17 protein-coding genes are annotated in these 18444 nt (G+C 38.5%); 11 read left to right on the top strand and 6 right to left on the bottom strand.

From position 1 onward, the window contains the following. Positions 1 to 99: 99 nt before the first annotated feature. Positions 100 to 1710: an L-aspartate oxidase gene (gene nadB, locus PX700_RS08105; protein ID WP_479520450.1), complete on the top strand. Its 1611-nt coding sequence runs from the start codon at positions 100 to 102 to the stop codon at positions 1708 to 1710. On the opposite strand, the gene PX700_RS08100 is transcribed toward nadB, so the two are convergent. Then, positions 1685 to 2041, bottom strand: a complete 357-nt coding sequence (locus PX700_RS08100; protein ID WP_479520449.1) for a hypothetical protein — start codon at positions 2039 to 2041, stop codon at positions 1685 to 1687. The two genes, nadB and PX700_RS08100, sit on opposite strands and share 26 nt — an antisense overlap. Positions 2042 to 2096: 55 nt before the next feature. Further along, on the bottom strand, positions 2097 to 2348 hold the full coding sequence (locus tag PX700_RS08095) for an FAD assembly factor SdhE (protein WP_007581709.1): 252 nt from the start codon (positions 2346 to 2348) through the stop codon (positions 2097 to 2099). Positions 2349 to 2512: 164 nt separating this feature from the next. Here PX700_RS08095 and ygfZ point away from each other — a divergent pair, with 164 nt between their 5' ends. Continuing rightward, the gene (gene ygfZ, locus PX700_RS08090) at positions 2513 to 3424 is read left to right on the top strand and encodes a CAF17-like 4Fe-4S cluster assembly/insertion protein YgfZ (protein ID WP_010553210.1); all 912 of its coding nucleotides are present in this window, start codon (positions 2513 to 2515) and stop codon (positions 3422 to 3424) included. Positions 3425 to 3436: 12 nt separating this feature from the next. Next, a complete protein-coding gene (locus PX700_RS08085) occupies positions 3437 to 3922 on the top strand; it encodes an FKBP-type peptidyl-prolyl cis-trans isomerase (protein WP_479520448.1) in 486 nt (161 codons plus the stop codon). 42 nt (positions 3923 to 3964) lie between these two features. Here the strand turns inward: PX700_RS08085 and PX700_RS08080 are convergent, their stop codons facing one another. The 3 genes from PX700_RS08080 to PX700_RS08070 are packed head-to-tail and all read right to left on the bottom strand — an operon-like array spanning position 3965 to position 5650. After that, on the bottom strand, positions 3965 to 4447 hold the full coding sequence (locus tag PX700_RS08080; protein ID WP_479520447.1) for a hypothetical protein: 483 nt from the start codon (positions 4445 to 4447) through the stop codon (positions 3965 to 3967). A gap of 25 nt (positions 4448 to 4472) precedes the next feature. Further along, the gene (locus PX700_RS08075; protein ID WP_166377275.1) at positions 4473 to 5285 is read right to left on the bottom strand and encodes a DUF481 domain-containing protein; all 813 of its coding nucleotides are present in this window, start codon (positions 5283 to 5285) and stop codon (positions 4473 to 4475) included. A 44-nt stretch (positions 5286 to 5329) separates the two neighbouring features. Then, positions 5330 to 5650, bottom strand: a complete 321-nt coding sequence (locus PX700_RS08070) for an HI1450 family dsDNA-mimic protein (protein WP_166377277.1) — start codon at positions 5648 to 5650, stop codon at positions 5330 to 5332. Between the two features lie 368 nt (positions 5651 to 6018). Between PX700_RS08070 and PX700_RS08065 the strand changes: the two genes are divergently transcribed. From PX700_RS08065 to PX700_RS08035, 7 genes are all read left to right on the top strand, one after another. Further along, complete coding sequence (locus tag PX700_RS08065) at positions 6019 to 6810, top strand: crotonase/enoyl-CoA hydratase family protein (protein WP_479520446.1); 792 nt, start codon at positions 6019 to 6021, stop codon at positions 6808 to 6810. Positions 6811 to 6881: 71 nt separating this feature from the next. Beyond that, positions 6882 to 7235: a CidA/LrgA family protein gene (locus PX700_RS08060; protein ID WP_010553207.1), complete on the top strand. Its 354-nt coding sequence runs from the start codon at positions 6882 to 6884 to the stop codon at positions 7233 to 7235. Continuing rightward, positions 7228 to 7971, top strand: a complete 744-nt coding sequence (locus PX700_RS08055; RefSeq protein ID WP_166377281.1) for an LrgB family protein — start codon at positions 7228 to 7230, stop codon at positions 7969 to 7971. Before PX700_RS08060 ends, PX700_RS08055 begins: the two co-directional genes overlap by 8 nt. 38 nt (positions 7972 to 8009) lie before the next feature. Then, a complete protein-coding gene (locus PX700_RS08050) occupies positions 8010 to 8846 on the top strand; it encodes a mechanosensitive ion channel family protein (protein ID WP_479520445.1) in 837 nt (278 codons plus the stop codon). A 162-nt stretch (positions 8847 to 9008) separates the two neighbouring features. Then, entirely contained in the window at positions 9009 to 12263 is a 3255-nt protein-coding gene (locus tag PX700_RS08045) for an nSTAND1 domain-containing NTPase (RefSeq protein ID WP_479520444.1), read from the top strand. Between the two features lie 22 nt (positions 12264 to 12285). Then, positions 12286 to 12660 (top strand): DP-EP family protein, encoded by a 375-nt coding sequence (locus PX700_RS08040; protein WP_479520443.1) that lies wholly within the window; start codon positions 12286 to 12288, stop codon positions 12658 to 12660. Between the two features lie 189 nt (positions 12661 to 12849). Further along, positions 12850 to 13839, top strand: coding sequence for a sensor domain-containing diguanylate cyclase (locus tag PX700_RS08035; RefSeq protein WP_007581681.1), 990 nt, complete (start codon positions 12850 to 12852; stop codon positions 13837 to 13839). Positions 13840 to 13917: 78 nt separating this feature from the next. On the opposite strand, the gene PX700_RS08030 is transcribed toward PX700_RS08035, so the two are convergent. Further along, positions 13918 to 14400, bottom strand: a complete 483-nt coding sequence (locus PX700_RS08030) for a winged helix-turn-helix transcriptional regulator (RefSeq protein ID WP_024590009.1) — start codon at positions 14398 to 14400, stop codon at positions 13918 to 13920. Positions 14401 to 14569: 169 nt separating this feature from the next. On the opposite strand from PX700_RS08030, the gene putA reads away from it, so the two are divergent. Further along, a complete protein-coding gene (gene putA / locus PX700_RS08025; protein ID WP_479520442.1) occupies positions 14570 to 18373 on the top strand; it encodes a bifunctional proline dehydrogenase/L-glutamate gamma-semialdehyde dehydrogenase PutA in 3804 nt (1267 codons plus the stop codon). Positions 18374 to 18444: the final 71 nt, after the last annotated feature.

Genomic DNA, 18444 nt, shown 5'->3' with positions numbered 1-18444 from the left:
AAAATCACTACGTAGTAGTATGACAAATATGGTACAACTACAGATATTAAAAACAAATATTGCTCTATACGAGCATTGTAACCGCAAAGTACCTCTGACATGAACCAAAATAAACATCACATTGCAGATGTCGCTATTATAGGTAGCGGCGCAGCAGGCTTATCACTTGCATTATCTCTAGCTAATTATTGTAACGTTACCGTGATCAGTAAAGGAGCGCTTACAGAAGGTTCTACTTTATATGCTCAAGGTGGTATAGCAGCTGTATTTGATAAACAAAACGACAGCATAGAATCTCATGTTGAAGATACACTCGATGCGGGCGGCGGTTTATGCGATAGAGACGCTGTTCATTATACTGCCAGCAATGCTCACGATTGCCTACAGTGGTTAATCGACCAAGGTGTTCCCTTTGATATGGAGTTTGATAGCAAAGGAAAAGAGCGTTTTCATTTAACACGTGAAGGCGGTCACAGCCATCGTCGTATTTTGCATGCAGCCGATGCTACTGGCAAAGCTGTGCAAACCACGCTTATTAGCAAAGTTAAAATTCATAAGAATATAACGCTCTTAGAGCAATACAATGCTATTGATTTAATTACAGATAAAAGCGCAGGAAAAACAGGCTCACACATTGAAGGTATGTATGTGTGGAACAAAAAAGCTAAAAAGGTAGAAACCATTTCAGCTAAATTTGTTGCTCTTGCCACTGGTGGCGCAAGCAAAGTGTATTTGTATACTTCTAATCCAGATGTATCAAGTGGTGATGGCATTGCAATGGCATGGCGCGCAGGCTGTAAAGTTGCCAATATGGAATTTAATCAATTTCATCCAACAAGCCTTTATCATCCAGAGCTACAAAACTTTTTAATTACAGAAGCCATGCGCGGTGAAGGAGCTTATTTAAAACGACCTGATGGCACTCGTTTTATGAAAGACTTTGACAGCCGTGAAGAACTCGCTCCACGCGATATAGTGGCGCGCGCAATCGATTTTGAAATGAAGCGTTTAGGTGCTAATTGTGTTTATTTAGATATTAGCCACAAAGATAAAGACTTTATTATTGAGCACTTTCCTACTATTTACGCAAAATGCCTAAGTGTAGGGCTTGATATAACAAAAGAAGCAATCCCAGTTGTACCTGCTGCGCATTACACTTGTGGTGGCGTAATGACCGACTTTAACGGTAAAACAGATCTCGATAACTTGTATGCTGTTGGCGAAGTCGCTTACACAGGCCTACATGGTGCAAACCGTATGGCAAGTAATTCATTATTAGAATGTATTGTATTTGCCCACGCTGCAGCTAAAGATATTTTAAGTAAAATTGAACATGCACCAGAGCCAATGGCTCTACCTCATTGGGATGAAAGTCGTGTTAGTAACTCTGATGAAGAAATTGTTATTACCCATAATTGGCATGAACTACGTTTATTTATGTGGGATTATGTAGGTATTGTACGCTCTACTAAACGCTTAGAACGTGCACTGCATAGGGTTGAGTTGCTGCAGCAAGAAATACACGATTATTATGCAAACTTTAGAGTAAGTAATAACTTGCTTGAGCTTCGTAACTTAGTACAGGTGTCAGAACTCATTATTAGAAGTGCAATGGAGCGAAAAGAAAGCAGAGGCCTACATTATACTATTGATTACCCTGAACAAAATGAAAATCCAACACCGACTATTTTGACTCCAAAACGCAATTAACCGCGCTTAAAGTAGCGCGTTTTAGACGCGCATAGCTTTGTTCATTAACACCATTGGCTGAAATTATAAGCCAATGGTTGTTACTAAAACCTTTAATATGTAGCCATATATTATTGCCATAAAAACGGCTTTTTTTACTAATTTCACCCTGAATTTTTAAACCTTCACCCTCAAACCTAAATAACTTGGGTTCTAGAATTATAACGCCATGGTTTGGATGAATTACCAACACTTTTTGCCACACCAAAAAGCCAGCAAATATATTAATTATCAAACAAAAAAGCATAGCTAGTAGCGAATCTAAAAATAAACATAATATTAAACTGAGCATGCAAAAAAAGACCACAATAGGTTTGTGGTCAGCGTTATTATTAGTAACTGTAAACCTATACACGAACTCGGTCTAAGATCAGCGAAACCATACCGTTTAACTGCTCATCTTTACATTCTTGATGACCCATAAACCATGCAAATAAGTCAGGGTCTTCTTCTGTTAGCAAACGCTGAAAAATAGCCTGTTGCTCTGCGCTTAAAGAGTCGTATGCTTCTTCAACAAACGGCATAAACAAAACATCAAGCTCTAACATGCCACGACGGCAAGCCCAACGAATACGTGCTTTACTATGAATTTCAACCATTTTAAACCTCATACTTAATTGACTCGAGTTTAACAAACACAAGCCTATTTAGCAGCTATTAATCTCTCATTAAAGAATAAACCCGCACCAATAAGCGCTTGTCTGTACCATACGTAACAACTGCGTTATTATGTCACTTCATTTATATTGCAAAGAAGGTTTTTATGTCGAGCGTTTATGCATGTCCGTTATCTCATCAACTTATTAGCCTCTGCGGTGCTGATAAATTATCTTATTTACACGGGCAAATCACTCAAGATCTAAATAAATTAACCAGCAGTAATTATTTGTGGGCTGGCCATTGCAGCGCTAAAGGTAAACTTTGGGGCGTATTTAAATTATTTTCTTATCAAGACAGCTACTACCTTACAGGCAGCGAAAACGAAGTAGAAAAATCGTTAGCTGAGCTAAAAAAGTATGCCGTATTTGCAAAAGTTGACATTAGTGCATGTTCAAAGCGATTAATTGGTCTCATTGGTGATGATTTATCGGATGTACTCGCACAACTTGATATTAACTTTGAAGGTGATGCGAGCGCGTGTGACTTTGAAAGCGGTAAAGCACTAAAATTAGCTGATAACCGTGTTTTATTGATGGTCGATAGCCAGTTTAGTATGCCTGATGACGTATCTACACTTGATAACGAAGCTCCTTGGCAACAAGCATCTATGCTTGCAGGTGAACCTCAGTTAAGTGCAGATGCAATTGGCGAGTATGTTCCTCAAATGGTAAACCTACATGCTATTGACGGTATAAGCTTTAAAAAAGGGTGTTATACCGGTCAAGAAACTGTGGCTCGCATGAAGTACCTAGGTAAAAATAAGCGTGCAATGTATATAGTCTCAGGTCAAAGCGAAGGGATACTTTCAGAGCCCGATTTAGAAACCCAATTAGGCGAAAATTGGCGCCGTGCGGGTAAACTTATTGCACAAAGCTTTAATGAACAAACAAATAAATTAACAGGCCTCGTTGTGTTGCCAAACGATACTGATGTAACTCAGGTACTTCGTGCAAAACACACACCTCAGGTGGAGCTAAGCATTCTGCCTCTACCCTACTCTCTTGAAGATGAATAAATAGGAATGACTATGATCGTTGCGGCAAACAAAGTGGTAAAAATGCATTATTCGGTAATGGATAATGATGGCAATAGCATTGATAACTCGTTCGGTGGTGAGCCACTACACTTTATCATTGGCACAGGCTACTTAATTTCAGGCCTAGAAAATGCTTTGCAAGGTAAACAACCAGGCGACACACTTAGCGTAAAAGTTGAACCTGATGAAGGTTATGGCGAACGCCACGATAACCTAATGCAAGCTGTACCTAAGTCGATGTTTGAAGGTATGGAAATTGAAGTCGGCATGCAATTTCGTGCATCAACAGATGATGGTGACCAATCAGTAATGATCATCGATATCCAAGATGAAGAAGTTATTGTAGATGGTAACAACCCACTTGCAGGCATAACACTTAACTTTGATGTAGAAATACTAGAAGTACGTGATGCAACCGAAGAAGAACTCACTCATGGTCATATACATGGTGAAGGTGGGTGTGGTCACGACCACTAATACACTGTTAAACCAAGTAAAAAAGCGCCTAGGGCGCTTTTTTTATATCATATTGTTGCGCTTAACCGTTTCAGTTTTTGCCTTACTAGGCAGCGCGATTGATACATTCTTTTCTTTTAGAGCGGCTAGTAAACCTTTTTGATCGTTTGTGCCAACTCGATATAAAGTGCCATCTTTAAGCGTTAGCTGTATTGCACTAAAGCCAGATACTGTATACACCCAACCATCGTGAGTAATTCGCATACCAATACCGTGCCTGTAAGAGTTTTGAACTGCCTTAGCTTCTATTACTTCGCCAAGCTCAATGCTTTGCCCTGCAACGCCAGGACCAAACGCCCAGCTAATTTTTTTATCATCTACTTTTACTGTTAGACCATGGAACAAAAAGCCCACCAGCACTAAAATCCCAGCAAATATCATTAAAGGTCCATCAGCGCCTAACAAGTTCCATGCAAGCGCTACAAAACCGCCTATCCACGCTAATACAAAAAAGATAAACACCGCATACTGTTTATGCTGATACATAATATTCTCTAAATTAAATAAATACTTAAAAGCTGTACACCAATGTAGCACTCAGCTCCGAGTCAAACTTGAGTTTATCATCTTCGGGTTTTGAATTATAACGATACATGTAGGCAAATTTAAGCGATACGGCACCAATCACTTGACTAATAAGCGCCGTTTCCGATTTTAAGCGAGAATTAAGCCCTGAAAGCGACTGCTCTATACTCACATCTTGATTAAAACGAGTACGCTTGGAAACCAAACGTTCCCACTGCATTGCAACACGTACTAAATAACCAGTTTTATTAACTTCATCTTCGCTCACATCCGAATCTTCATCGGCTACTGAACGGTACAAACCAGGTCCTATATCAATGTCTACTTTGTTTTTAGAGCCTTGATATACACGCGCACCATAGCCTGTCGCCACCGTACTTTTGAAATCAAGTCCACTAAATTCATCTTCTTCGTAATCACCGTAAATAAAAAATGAGGAGTTTTTAACACCTACTTTATAGTTACCTTGTGCTGAAACGAAGATACGGTTTGCAGTGACATCTGTTTCATCTGTTTCATCATTATGATCACGCTTGTAAAGGGAGTCTATTTTGAATTGATTCCGCCAATTTTCAAAGTCTTGATATAAATTCCCTTTGAGCTTAAAGCTAGTTGAATTGGTATTCCCTTTGCTTAGAATAAAGCCAAATTCAGTGTCACCGTAGAACATGTCACCTTGATGTAACTCATGAATTTCTTCCTCAGAGAGCTTGCCATATTCATGAAAATCCTCAAAGGGATCAACCGCCCAACAAGGGCTACTAATCATCACAAGAATTAAAAATAAATACTTAAGCACAGCACTCTCTCTGATACACAGTTACAAAAACAAGTAAAATATATTTACTCTGTTTCTTTCCATAAGATATGACAAAACGGAGCATCTTTATCAAGGCTAATCAAAATCTTAGCAAACAAAACATCATCATTTTCGAATTCTAAACCAACCAACACCTGAATAAAATGCTCTGGCTCTATCTCAAGGGCTACAAAGTCTTGCCACTGTTCATCTGGCTCGTCTTCTTCAATGAAGCCTAGGTCTTCTCTAAACTCATTAAAGTCTTCAACATCTTTTTCACTCAAGTTATTTGGCGCTAACTCTAAAAAAATATCATAAGCTTGGTGAGTAGCTTCTTCTACCGTATATAAACGTGGACCCGACATATGTGCTTAACCTTAAGCTTTTAAGTTGCGCTATATTATCAAATATCATCATCATTTTGATAAAAAAAAGCTTAAAACACTGACTTTTTTGTAACCGAGTCATGCTTTATTCAGTATATAACTGAAACGACGAGCAACAACTAAACTAATCTACTGAATATAAAGATTAATTTTTATTTTTTGGTTGAAAATAACAACGTGAAATATTTTTATCATCTTAGGTTCTAATTGTTCAGCTTTTTATCATCTAAAACCAATCCTTTAAGACTACGGCTTTAGCAATAAATTCCATTTATTTAAAAAATACCGTAACTTTACTTAATTCTTATAACAACATAAGCTCAATAAACAGGTCAGAGGAGTGTGTAATGATAAAACTAGAAAAACAAAATGGCATTGCAACCGTCACGCTTAGCAGAGCAAAAAAACAAAATGCATTAAGCTTTGAAATGTTTGTAGAGCTACATAAAGCCATTAAAAATATAAAAAGAGATCGCAGTATTCGTGCTGTGGTAATAAAAGGCGATGGCGAGCATTTTTGTGTAGGTCTTGATATATCCGCAGTAATGGCTACACCAATGAACATAGCAAAATTATTGTTTAAGTGGTTACCTGGTAATCAAAATTTAGCGCAAAAAGCAGTATTAGGCTGGCAGTCACTGAGTGTGCCCGTTATTGCACAAATTGATGGCAACTGTTTAGGGGGTGGTTTGCAAATAGCTTTAGGGGCAGATTACAGGGTTGTTCATATTGATGCCAAACTTGCCATTATGGAAGCGCGTTGGGGATTGTGCCCCGATATGGGAGCGAATGTAATGATGAGCAGTTTAGTTAAGCGCGACCAAGCACTTTGGCTTGCAAGCCACGCAAACCAAATCACAGCACAACAAGCAAATGAGCTAGGTTTGGTTACTCAGCTTACCGATGATACTCAGCAAGCAACGCAAAACATGCTCGATACATTACTTGAGCGTTCACCAGATACGCTTGCTGCTATTAAACGTGTTACACAACTTAGCTATAAACCAAACCAACGAAAAATACTCGCTAAAGAAACCTTCAGCCAAATTCGCTTATTGCTAAACCCAAACACTAAAAAAGCAATTGCTAAAGCAAAAGGAAAAGCGGATATAACCTACGCAAATATAAAGCACTGGTAGGCTATTGCACAATGCATAAAAGAGTTTGATTTGTTAAAGTTAAGCTCTTATCTTTTCTGTGAGCCAATTTGATGAAATATCTGCTCAGTAGCGCTATTATTTTACTATGTTTAGCCTGCGCTAAACTCATTATGCACTTTATTGGTGGAAGCTTTCCTGCACCGTTACTCGCTATGGTTATTTTATTAGTTTTACTCTTATCGGGTATTGTAAAAGAGCAACATGTAAAACCATGCGCCTCCCCTATTTTAAATATTATGCCTATATTTTTCATTCCTGCGGGTGTGGGATTTATTGAACATCTCGGCCTTATAAAGTCGCACTGGGCATTTTTAGCCTCAGTTGTGGTGCTAGTCCCTATAACTACCTTGTTGCTTGTTAGCAGTGTAATTGCGTACTTTAAGGGAAGAGAAAATAATGACTGATTTTACTTTTTCCGCTATTTCAGAGCTACAGCCTAATTTATGGTGGCTAAGTATTCCTTTTATTATTGTATTGTTTTTAGCACTAAGGGCCGTAAACCAAAGTATAAAAAACAGCGTATTTAAATCGCTCACTAACCCCGTATTTTTAAGTATTAGTATTATCGCTTTATTACTAATTAACCTAAATCTGCCTTATACGCAATTTGCCTCGCACAGCAAATTATTAAGCTGGTTATTAGAGCCCGCGATTGTGGCTTTAGCACTTCCTTTATATCAGCAGTTTACACACGTACGAAAAAATCTATTACTCATAGTCGCAACATGTAGCTTAGGTATTGTTAACGCAACCGTTGTGGCATTTTTGCTAAGCATATTATTTAATGCGCCTGTGCAGCTAAGTGCATCTGTTGCCGCACTCAGTGTCACAACCCCAATATCTTTAATTGTTACTGACTCATTAGGGGGGATTAGCTCTCTTGCTGCGGCTTTAGTTATTTTTATTGGTTTACTAGGCGCTTTATTTGGCTTTATGCTTTTTAAACTCATTAATATTTTTAATCACGAATCTCAAGGTGTTGCCATGGGCACAGCTTGTCATGCAATTGGGACTGCTGCTGCTATTGCTGAGCATCCAAAAGTAGGCGCTTACTCCTCAGTTGCAATGGCGCTAAGTGCTTTATTAACAGCAATTATAGTGCCGCTGTTATATCCATTTTTAGTCAACATTTTGCTATAGTTGGAAAAATACAACATAGCCCTAACATAGAGCGCTTTATGATCAGTTCTGAAATCGAACAGTTTGAAAAATATTACACCATGCTTACTGAGTATATGGTTACCTACAGTATGCAAATTGTTGGCGCTATTTTTATCGTCCTCATTGGTTTGTGGATAGCACAAAAGCTTGCCAAATTTGTAGCCGCGTTAATGACCCGCCATAACGTTGACATTACGCTTACTAACTTTGTCAGTAGCGTGGTAAAAGTACTGCTAATTGTAATGGTTATAATTATTGCACTTGGCAAAATAGGTATCAGCGTTACGCCATTTGTAGCAGCCATTGGTGCTGCGTCTTTAGGTGCAGGTTTAGCATTGCAAGGAATGCTCTCTAACTATGGTGCAGGCCTTGCGATTATAGCCACTCGACCTTTTGTTGTTGGTGATACTATTGAAGTTAAAAATGTAAGCGGCCAAGTTAAAACTATTGAGCTTGGCTACACTATTTTAATCAATGAAGAAAAAGTAGAAATTACCATTCCAAATAAGCACATAGTAGGTGAAATACTTCATAACTCATTTAGTTACTCATTGGTCAAAGGTGAAATAGATATAGCCTATAATGCTTGCTCTGATAACGCGATTAGTCTCATTGAGGACGTACTTAAAGCACATGAATTAGTTGCACAAAATCCGTTATCACAAGTGGGTATTGAACGTTTTGCCGATAGCGGTGTTACAATAAGCTACCGATATTGGGTGCCTACTACTAAAATTATCGAAACTAAGCTGGCTATTAACGGTGGTGTTTATAAAGCAATTAATAATGCTGATATTGAAATCCCATTCCCTCAACGCGTAGTTACCATAAATAAAAGCGATATAGAGTCATAAAACTCAGTGGGTAACTCAATATTGAATTACCCACATCAATAAACCACTTTTACTGCGTAAAAACTCTTTATCTGTTTGTTATTTTATCTGTAATATAAAGACTTGGTTAAAAAAGTCGGCAAATCACTCGCTTTAATTACATAATAACAATAATGAGCAATTATGAATCGCAGCCCTTTTTATTTAGGTGATTGGCAAGTCAACCCCCTGTCAAAGACTCTTCAGCGTGCAGAAAAAACTAAACAGTTAGAACCAAAAGCCATGGATGTATTAGTCCATTTGTGCTTACAAAAAGGCGAAATTGTTACGAGTGACGAGCTATTAGATCAATGCTGGAAAAATGTTGAGGTAGGCGATAACCCGCTGCATAAAACAATTACGCAGTTACGAAAAGCCCTTGGTGATAAAGCAAGTGAGCCCACCTACATAGAAACTATTCGCAAACGTGGTTACCGCGTTATTGCAAAACTAGAGTTTCCTCTAGCTGAAGACATAAAAACAACTGAAAACACATGGCAAGGAGGCTCTCCTTTTTTAGGATTAAGCGCCTACAACCCAAGCGATACACACCTATTTTTTGGCCGCAATCAATCTATAGAAACGTTACTCAATAGAATATCGAGCCAAGTTAAATTTGGTCGCGCGTTTTGTTTAATACTGGGTCCAAGTGGCACAGGTAAATCATCACTTGTTAATGCGGGTATATTGCCTAAATTACTTGATGAGCGAGGCTATAATGGCATTGGGGTTATTTCTTATAGCCAACTCGACTTTGCAGATGTTCATAAAAATAGACTTTTTTTAGATTTAGCTTCTACATTGCTTGATTGGGATATAAACGGCCTTCCTGTGTTTGAAGGATTAAGCGCGCAAACACTGGCAGAGCAACTAGAATTGACAATCGATGGCGTAATCAACTCCATACAAATTGCACTTAGCAAAGCCTCTACACAACTTAAAACACCACAGTTATTTTTATTTATTGACCGCTTAGAAGTACTGCTTTCTTCTCTTTTATTTAGTAGCGAAACACGCAGCCATTTTTTATCGGTTATTGAGCGCTTAGCAACCTCTAAAACAGTGATTGTATTTAGTGCGTGCCGTAACGACTTTTATCCTTTAGTGGTTGAACAACCCAGCCTAATGGCAGGTAAACCTCATGGTGCGCATTACGATTTAGCACCGCCAAACCGCCAAGAGCTTCAACAAATTATTCGCCTGCCAGCGTTAACCGCTAATTTAACGTTCTCGAATGACCCACAAACCCAAACACCACTGGATGAAATACTTTGTGCCGATACAGCCAATAACCCCGATGCACTGCCCATGCTGCAATACACATTGCAAGAGCTGTACTTGCAGCGCAGTGATAATAACGAGCTGCTGCACAGTGTTTATACAAAACTAGGTGGTATTGAGGGCGCAATCGGTAAAAAAGCAGAAGATGTATTTATCAGCCTAAACAGCGAGCAACAGCAACAACTTAATAGCGTGTTATCGCAATTAGTGACCCTAAATCCTGATGGTAAAACCATTACGAGCCGAGCAGCACGTTGGCAAACATTAAATAATAAAAGCCAAAAAGAATTTGTGCAGGCCATGGTAGAAAGCCGTTTATTTGTATCACACTTACAAAATGGCGAAGCCTGTTTTAGTCTTGCTCACGAGGCACTATTACGCCAATGGCCTCGTGCAAAAAACTGGATTAATGACCATAAAGATGCAATAGCAATAAAAAGCCGCTTACAACACCAAGCACAAAACTGGATTAATGAAGGTAAAAGTAATGCTTACCTTTTGGCGCCGGGTAAACCACTGCAAGAAGTTATTTCACTACTCAACGATAATGTATTCGAGCTTGACGATAACGAACATGCACTTATTAAAAGATCCATTAAAAGCACTAAAACTAAAACAAACATAAAACGTGGCACAATATTTTTACTCTGTTTACTCACATTTATTGCGTTATTAATGAGTTTCACCAGTTTTAAAGCACAACAGCAGGCACAGCAAAAGCGACTTGAAGCAGAAAGCCTGCTTGGTTTTATGGTCGGTGATTTTGCCGATAAATTACGTAGCGTAAAGCGAATGGACTTACTTGACGGTATTAGTAATAAAGCACTTGAGTATTTTACTAATCAAACTGACGAATCAGGTTCACTTTTTAGCTTTAGCGATGATAAAGCACAATTTAACAACCGTCTTCAGTACGCACAAACTCTTGAAGCAATGGGAGAGGTAGCCTATTCACGCGGTAAAACCGACGAAGCCTTCACCGCCTTTGAAAATGCCCGCACCCGCCTTGAGGCATTATTAAAAATCCAGCCAAACAACTTAGAGCTACTCACGCTTGCGGGTGCCAATGCCTTTTGGTTAGGGCAGCTTAGTTACGATAAAAGTGATTACGCCGCCACTGAGCCATTATTTAAAAAGTACCACTCTTATAGCGAAAAAATGTATTCATTAGCACCCAATGATTTTAACTCGATTATGGAATTGTCATATTCACATAATTCACTGGGTTCTTTATACACAGAGAAATTTGACTATATAGCCGCGAAAAAAAGCTTTACAGAGTCACTTATGCTTAAGAATAGGGCCATTGAACTAAAACCGAATAGTAAAAATTTATTACGTGATAAAGCAGATACAATCAGTTGGCTTGCAAAAACTGAAGGTAACTTAGGTAACTTTAATGTCGCAATGAATATGCTGGAAAATGCAGTTTCTGTGGTGAAAGAAATGACTAATCACTACCCTGATGACGCCAGTCTTTTTTATATGTCAGCAAATATACATATGCAACAAAGTTATTTACTAAGTTATTTACCTGATAAAAAAATGGCCTATTTAAAAGCTCGCTTTGCGAATGAAATTATAAATGAGGCTTTAAAGCAAGATCCGGAAAATAATGAATTTCAACATATGTATTATCGCTCATTAGCGCAATTGATAATGTTGTCTTATGACAAAAAGATTGATTCAAGGACAGAAAAAATTATTAGCTTCTTAAAATCACAAGGTCTTAATAGTATCAATTCTATCAATACACAAATTAGTCTAATTCACTATTTTATTGACAGAAACTTCCCCCTTAAAGCGCAAGAGTTATTAACGACCCTTGAGAATGATGGCGAATATAAACGGTACATAACCAATAAAATGAAAAATAGAGATAACTTAGCCCCCATAAATATAAACCTATTCAAAGCTAAATTAGCTGCGACCAGTGAACAACGAGAGCAATTTTGCTTAAATGTGCTTAAAGCTATTACTAAAACAGTAAAAATAAACCAAAGTATTCACGTAAAGTACCCGCAGGTACAAGCGTATACCTGCTTAAACCGAGCAAACGAAATACCAACAATAACAGCAAGCCTGTTAAAACTAGGCATTACTGACTTTAAACTATAAAACTAAATACAAAGGAAATTACATGACTACAACTATAAACAAAGTCGACATTCAAGTGCATATTGAGTTTAACGATAAAAAAGAGGCTATTTTTAGCTACACAGAAAATGGCAAAGCCGTTGATGGCGGCGGTACAGTAAGAACCGAAACTGCAGGTACTTACACTTTAACTCCTGCTGCAGTTGGGCTAGGCTTTTTTTTCACAGGAGCTACAGTTACTGATAAAATAGGAACATGTGCCCAAGACTTCAGTTATGCACTTAGTGATAACCACCAAGCAATCACTATCATCGATACAGCAAAAAACTCAGGCACTGCGTGTTTAATATTTAACGTTGAATGTAATGATAAACCTTATTCAAGCCCTGACCCACAAGTTATAAATAAAAAAAATTAATCAACAACGATTAATTATTGATTTTAAATTGCACTGGGCTGATTTATTCCTGTGCAATTTATTTAAACCCAAAAAATAAACAATAAGTAACAACAGCTTAGAAAGGAAGGTTACCGAAAGGTTTAAAAAACATAAATTAAATAAACTGCTAGACATAAAGTTTCATTAACAATAAAAATGAGCAACACCATGTCTAACAATAATGAAAATAGCAGAGCAAACAACACCGACAACGCTGTATCTGCATTAATGAGCAGCATTTCTAATACCGTTAACAATGAAAAAATAAGCGCAATTATTAATGTCACTAATGTGATGGCCGATGCTATTTTTATTGTTAATGCAGATGGAGTGTTTGAATCAGTAAATCCCGTTGCAGCTCGTTTTTTTAATGTTACGTCTGACTCGTTAATAGGTAAAAAATGGCAAGATTGTTTACAAGAACAGTATCGCGATGACTATCAATACATGTTTGAAAGTTGGAAAAACAACTATCAAACACCACTCAATCATGGCCCGAAAGAAGTTAAAATAATAAAAAACAATGGTAACTGTTTAGATATAGAGCTCTCAATTTCTTGTATACCCGCATCAACTACAAACAATATCCCTCTATTTATTTGTATTATGCATGATATTTCTAGGCATGTTAAAAAGTATAAAGTACTCGAAAACATAGCCAAAATAGATCACCTTACAGGCGTCGCTAATCGCTGCACTTTAGAAAAGGCGATTATTAAAAATTGGCAAGAATGCATAGTAGACAAACAGCCTTTGAGTTTTATCTTGATCGATATTGATTTTTTTAAACTGTTTAATGATAATTTTGGTCATGTAAAGGGTGATAAATGTTTGCAAAAAGTAGCTCAAACAATTGAAGACTGCCTCCCCTCAAAAGATAGTTTAGTAGCACGCTATGGTGGTGAGGAGTTTGCTGTTGTATTACCCCGCTCACATGTCTCAAATGCAGAAATGATCGCAAAACGTATTCAAGAAAAAATACTCAACATTAATTTTAGAGATATTGGTTTGCCAGCGAATGTAAAGATAAGTGTAAGCCAGGGTTTAGCGTGTGAATACGATAATCAGTACAGAACATCTGAGGCATTAATATGCGCGGCTGATACGGCTTTATATAGAGCGAAGTCGGAAGGTCGTAATAAATTATGTATAAGGTGATGTACTAACTATTTGGTATAGCCTTTATCTACTAAAATAAAAAACCGCAATTGCGGTTTTTTATTACTTAAGAAAAGCTTAAATGTCGATTAGCAGCCCTTCGTCTTTTTTAATCTTTTCGATCACCATATAAGTATGATGAGTGCCCACGCCGGGAATATCGACTAAGTCGCCAAGAACTTGTCTATATTCTTCCATATTAGAAACGCGGATTTTTAATAAATAATCATAACCGCCTGCCACCATGTCGCATTCAACGACTTGTTGTATTCTTAGTATATGCTCTCTAAATACCTTAAATACTGCTGTATTTGAAGCAACAAGCGACACTTGAACATGTGCTACTAAGCTTTGATTAAGCTTTGCTTCGCTAAGCTTAGCGTAGTAGCCTTCGATATAGCCTTCTTGCTCTAATCGTTTTACACGATCAAGACACGGGCTTGCACTCAAATTAACCTGTTTTGCGAGGTTAACATTTGAAATTCTGCCGTTCTTTTGTAGAACGTCTAGTATGGCTAAATCAATACGATCTAGCATGCGTAATCTATTTGGAATTGTCATAACAGAATTTTATGCGGATAAGTTAAATTTATGCCCTGTAAATTATCGTAAAACGCGAAATTTAACCAGCATATTCTGCTGAAATTTAATTAGAATGCACTCACAATATCACTGGTAATTTATTGGTAATTAATTTTACTTTAATTCTTAACACTCCTGAGGGTTGCTTATGTTATTCAACGGCGATTTAACAACGATTTGTCCTATTAGACAAAGAATCCGTGACTTCTACCGCATAGATGAAAATGCGGTTATTGATCATATTTTACCGCTTGCAGAAGTAGGCGTAAAAGCACGAAGTCGTGCCTGGGAAAGAGCCCGCCAGATTGTTTTAAACATTCGTAAAGAGCAAGATGGGCAAGGCGGTGTTGATGCGCTTTTAAATGAATTTTCACTCTCTAGTGAAGAAGGCGTTGTATTAATGTGTTTGGCCGAAGCGCTGCTTCGCGTACCAGACAAAGCAACTCAAGATGTACTGATTCGTGACAAGTTAGCGAAAGGTGATTGGAGCTCTCATTTAGGCAGCAGCGATTCTTTATTCGTAAACGCGTCTTCTTGGGGATTATTAGTTACCGGTAAAATGGTTAACTACACAGACAAAACGAAAGAACAACAGTTCGGCATGCTTAAAAAGACCATTGGTCGTTTAGGTGAGCCAGTTATTCGTAAGTCTGTAAATTTTGCTATGAAAATTATGGGTAAGCAATTCGTTATGGGTCGTACCATTGACGAAGCAATTGAACGTGCTGCCGATACAGAGCAAAAAGGTTATGTATATTCTTACGATATGCTAGGCGAAGGCGCGCGCACAATGAAAGATGCGAAGCGTTACTTTGACAGCTACATGAATGCAATTCATGCTATTGGTAAAGCGGCAAACGGCCGTGGCCCTGTAAAGAGCCCTGGTATTTCAGTGAAGCTTTCTGCTATTCACCCGCGTTATGAGTTCACTCATAAAGACCGCGTGATGGAAGAAATTGTACCAAAGCTAAAAGAACTTGCGCTTGCTGCTAAGAAATACGATATCGGCTTTACCGTTGATGCTGAAGAAGCTGACCGTTTAGATATTTCATTAGATGTCATTGAAGCGGTATTTAGTGATGAAGATCTTGGTGATTGGCAAGGATTTGGCTTAGCGGTTCAAGCGTACCAAAAACGCGCTATTTTTGTAATTGAATGGCTAACAGACCTTGCAACCCGTGTTGGTCGTAAAATGATGGTACGTTTAGTTAAGGGCGCGTACTGGGATACTGAAATCAAAACCACACAACAAGATGGTTTAGAGCATTTCCCTGTATTTACTCGTAAAGCAACAACCGATGTTTCTTACAAAGCATGTGCAATTAAAATGCTTGAAGCGCGCGACGTACTTTATCCACAATTTGCAACGCACAACGCTTACACTGCCGCGACTATTTTAGAAGTAGCGAAAGGCGACAACACCGGTTTTGAATTTCAACGTTTGCACGGTATGGGTGAATCATTATTCGACCAAATCGTTAACGAAGAAAAAATTCAATGTCGTGTATATGCACCGGTTGGTCAACACGAAGACCTACTTGCTTACCTTGTTCGTCGTTTGTTAGAAAATGGTGCTAACTCATCATTTGTAAACGCGATTGTAGATACAACAAAACCTGTTGAATCATTACTACCAGACCCTGTAGAAACACTGCAAGGCCTGCGTAACAAGTACAATACGCAAATCAAAATGCCAATTGATTTATACGGTGAAGAACGTGCTAACTCTAAAGGCATGGATTTAACCGATATTAATGTTATTACCCCTTTCAAAGAGAATCTTGAAACATGGTTTAATGAGCACTTAATTGAGCAAAGCCAAGTACCAGAAGGCTCATTGGCTGTTAAAAACCCAGCAAATCACAAAGAAATCATCGGCCACGTTAAGTTACAAACTGGCGAAGAGATGAAAGTATTACTGGCTAACGCTGAAGCGGCACTTGAATCATGGTCACAAACACCAGTAAAAGAGCGAGCTAATTTACTGCGTCGCGTTGCTGACATTTTAGAGCGTCATCATGATGAACTAGTCGCTATCTGTATTAAAGAAGCGGGTAAAGTAGCGCAAGATGGTATTGATGAAGTACGTGAAGCGGTTGATTTTTGTCGTTACTACGCAGCGCGCGCTGAAGAGTTATCTAAAGATGAGCGTTTTGAAGCCCGTGGCGTTATTTTATGTATTAGTCCGTGGAACTTCCCGCTTGCAATATTCTTAGGTCAAGTTGCTGCAGCCATTGTTACAGGTAACACTGTAATTGCTAAGCCTGCTGAGCAAACAAGCTTAATCGCAATTCGTGCTATTGAACTAATGCTCTCTGTTGGTTTACCTGAGCATGTTGTTCAGCCTGTTATTGCTCGCGGTTCTGAAGTAGGCAAAACAATTGTTCCTGATGAGCGTATTCAAGCAGTTATGTTTACAGGCTCTACTGAAACAGGCACATTAATTTCTCAAACACTTGCTGCACGTAACGATATTCAAGTACCGTTAATTGCAGAAACAGGTGGCCAAAACTGTATGATTGTTGACTCAACTGCCCTTCCTGAGCAAGTAGTTGACGATGTGATCAGTTCTGGTTTTCAAAGTGCTGGGCAACGTTGTTCCGCTCTTCGTGTGTTATTCATTCAAGATGACGTAGCGGATGGCATTATCGAAATGCTTAAAGGTGCTCTAGCTGAGTTGCACATTGGCGATCCATCGTTACTATCAACTGATGTTGGTCCTGTAATTGATGAAAAAGCACTTAAAAACTTAAACGAACACGTTGAGTACTTAAAAGGTAATTCTATACTTCATTACGAATGTAAAATTCCTGATAATACGCAAAATGGCGCATACTTTTTTGCTCCTCGTTTATACGAAATTAAAGACTTATCAGTACTTAAGCGTGAAGTATTTGGCCCATGCGTTCATATTGTTCGCTTTAAATCGAATGACATTGATAACGTAATTGACCAAATTAATAACACTGGTTACGGCCTGACAATGGGTGTTCATTCACGTATTGAAGAGCGTTGTGAGTACCTAGCTAAAATGTCACGTGCCGGTAACGTTTACATTAACCGTAACATGATTGGTGCTATTGTTGGTGTGCAACCATTTGGTGGCCGTGGTTTATCAGGTACTGGCCCTAAAGCCGGTGGCCCTAACTACCTACAACGTTTAGTGAAAGAAAAAGCATCTCCAGATAACGTACAAATGACTAACCTAACGCCTGACGAACTTGATTTACACCACTACAGCGGTGCAAATGAACAAGTTAAAAAGCTAATGGCTAACTCAATGCGCGATGAAAAAATTTGGCGTGCAACACCATTAAACGACCGTGTTTCGGCTGTACGTCAGTTGCTTGCTAAAATCGCGACGGTAGAAATTATCGACGACTTAGCAGACGATTTAGCATTAACACTATCAGAAGCACGTGCTCAGCTTAACCGCCTTGAAAAACACATGCGTAAGTTTACTACCCTGCCAGGGCCAACGGGTGAGTCTAATACACTTCATCTAGAAGCACGTGGTTGTGTAGTGTGTTATGCAGATAAGAGCACATCATTCAACTTCTGGGCACTGTCTATCATTACCGCTATTGCCGCAGGTAACACGGTAATTACAGTGGCATCTGAGTTGTTTTATGATGAAGCTGTTGCCTTTAAAGATAAGTTTATCTCTACAGGTGTTGCTGAAGGTGTTTTCCAAGTAGCTAAACCTAATCAGTTACAAGCTATTTTGGCTCACCCTCATTTAGCAGGTGCGGTAGTTGCAGCTCGCTCGTCTCGCTTAGGCTACTTTAGCCAGCAGCTTGCACAGCGTAAAGGTGCAATTTTACCAGTAATTAGCTCTGAGTATTACGATACGTTAATCAAGCGTCTTATTACTGAAAAAACAATCAGTATTGATACAACGGCATCTGGTGGTAACACATCACTAATGACACTTGTTGAAGACGATGAATAAGCGTTCTAATACTTTCTAGCTTGTTTTTTATAAAAGGCACTGAAAAAGTGCCTTTTTTATTAGATAAAAAT

Source organism: Pseudoalteromonas sp. TP27 (genome assembly GCF_056470645.1).
This window is presented reverse-complemented; position numbering and strand designations above follow the sequence as displayed.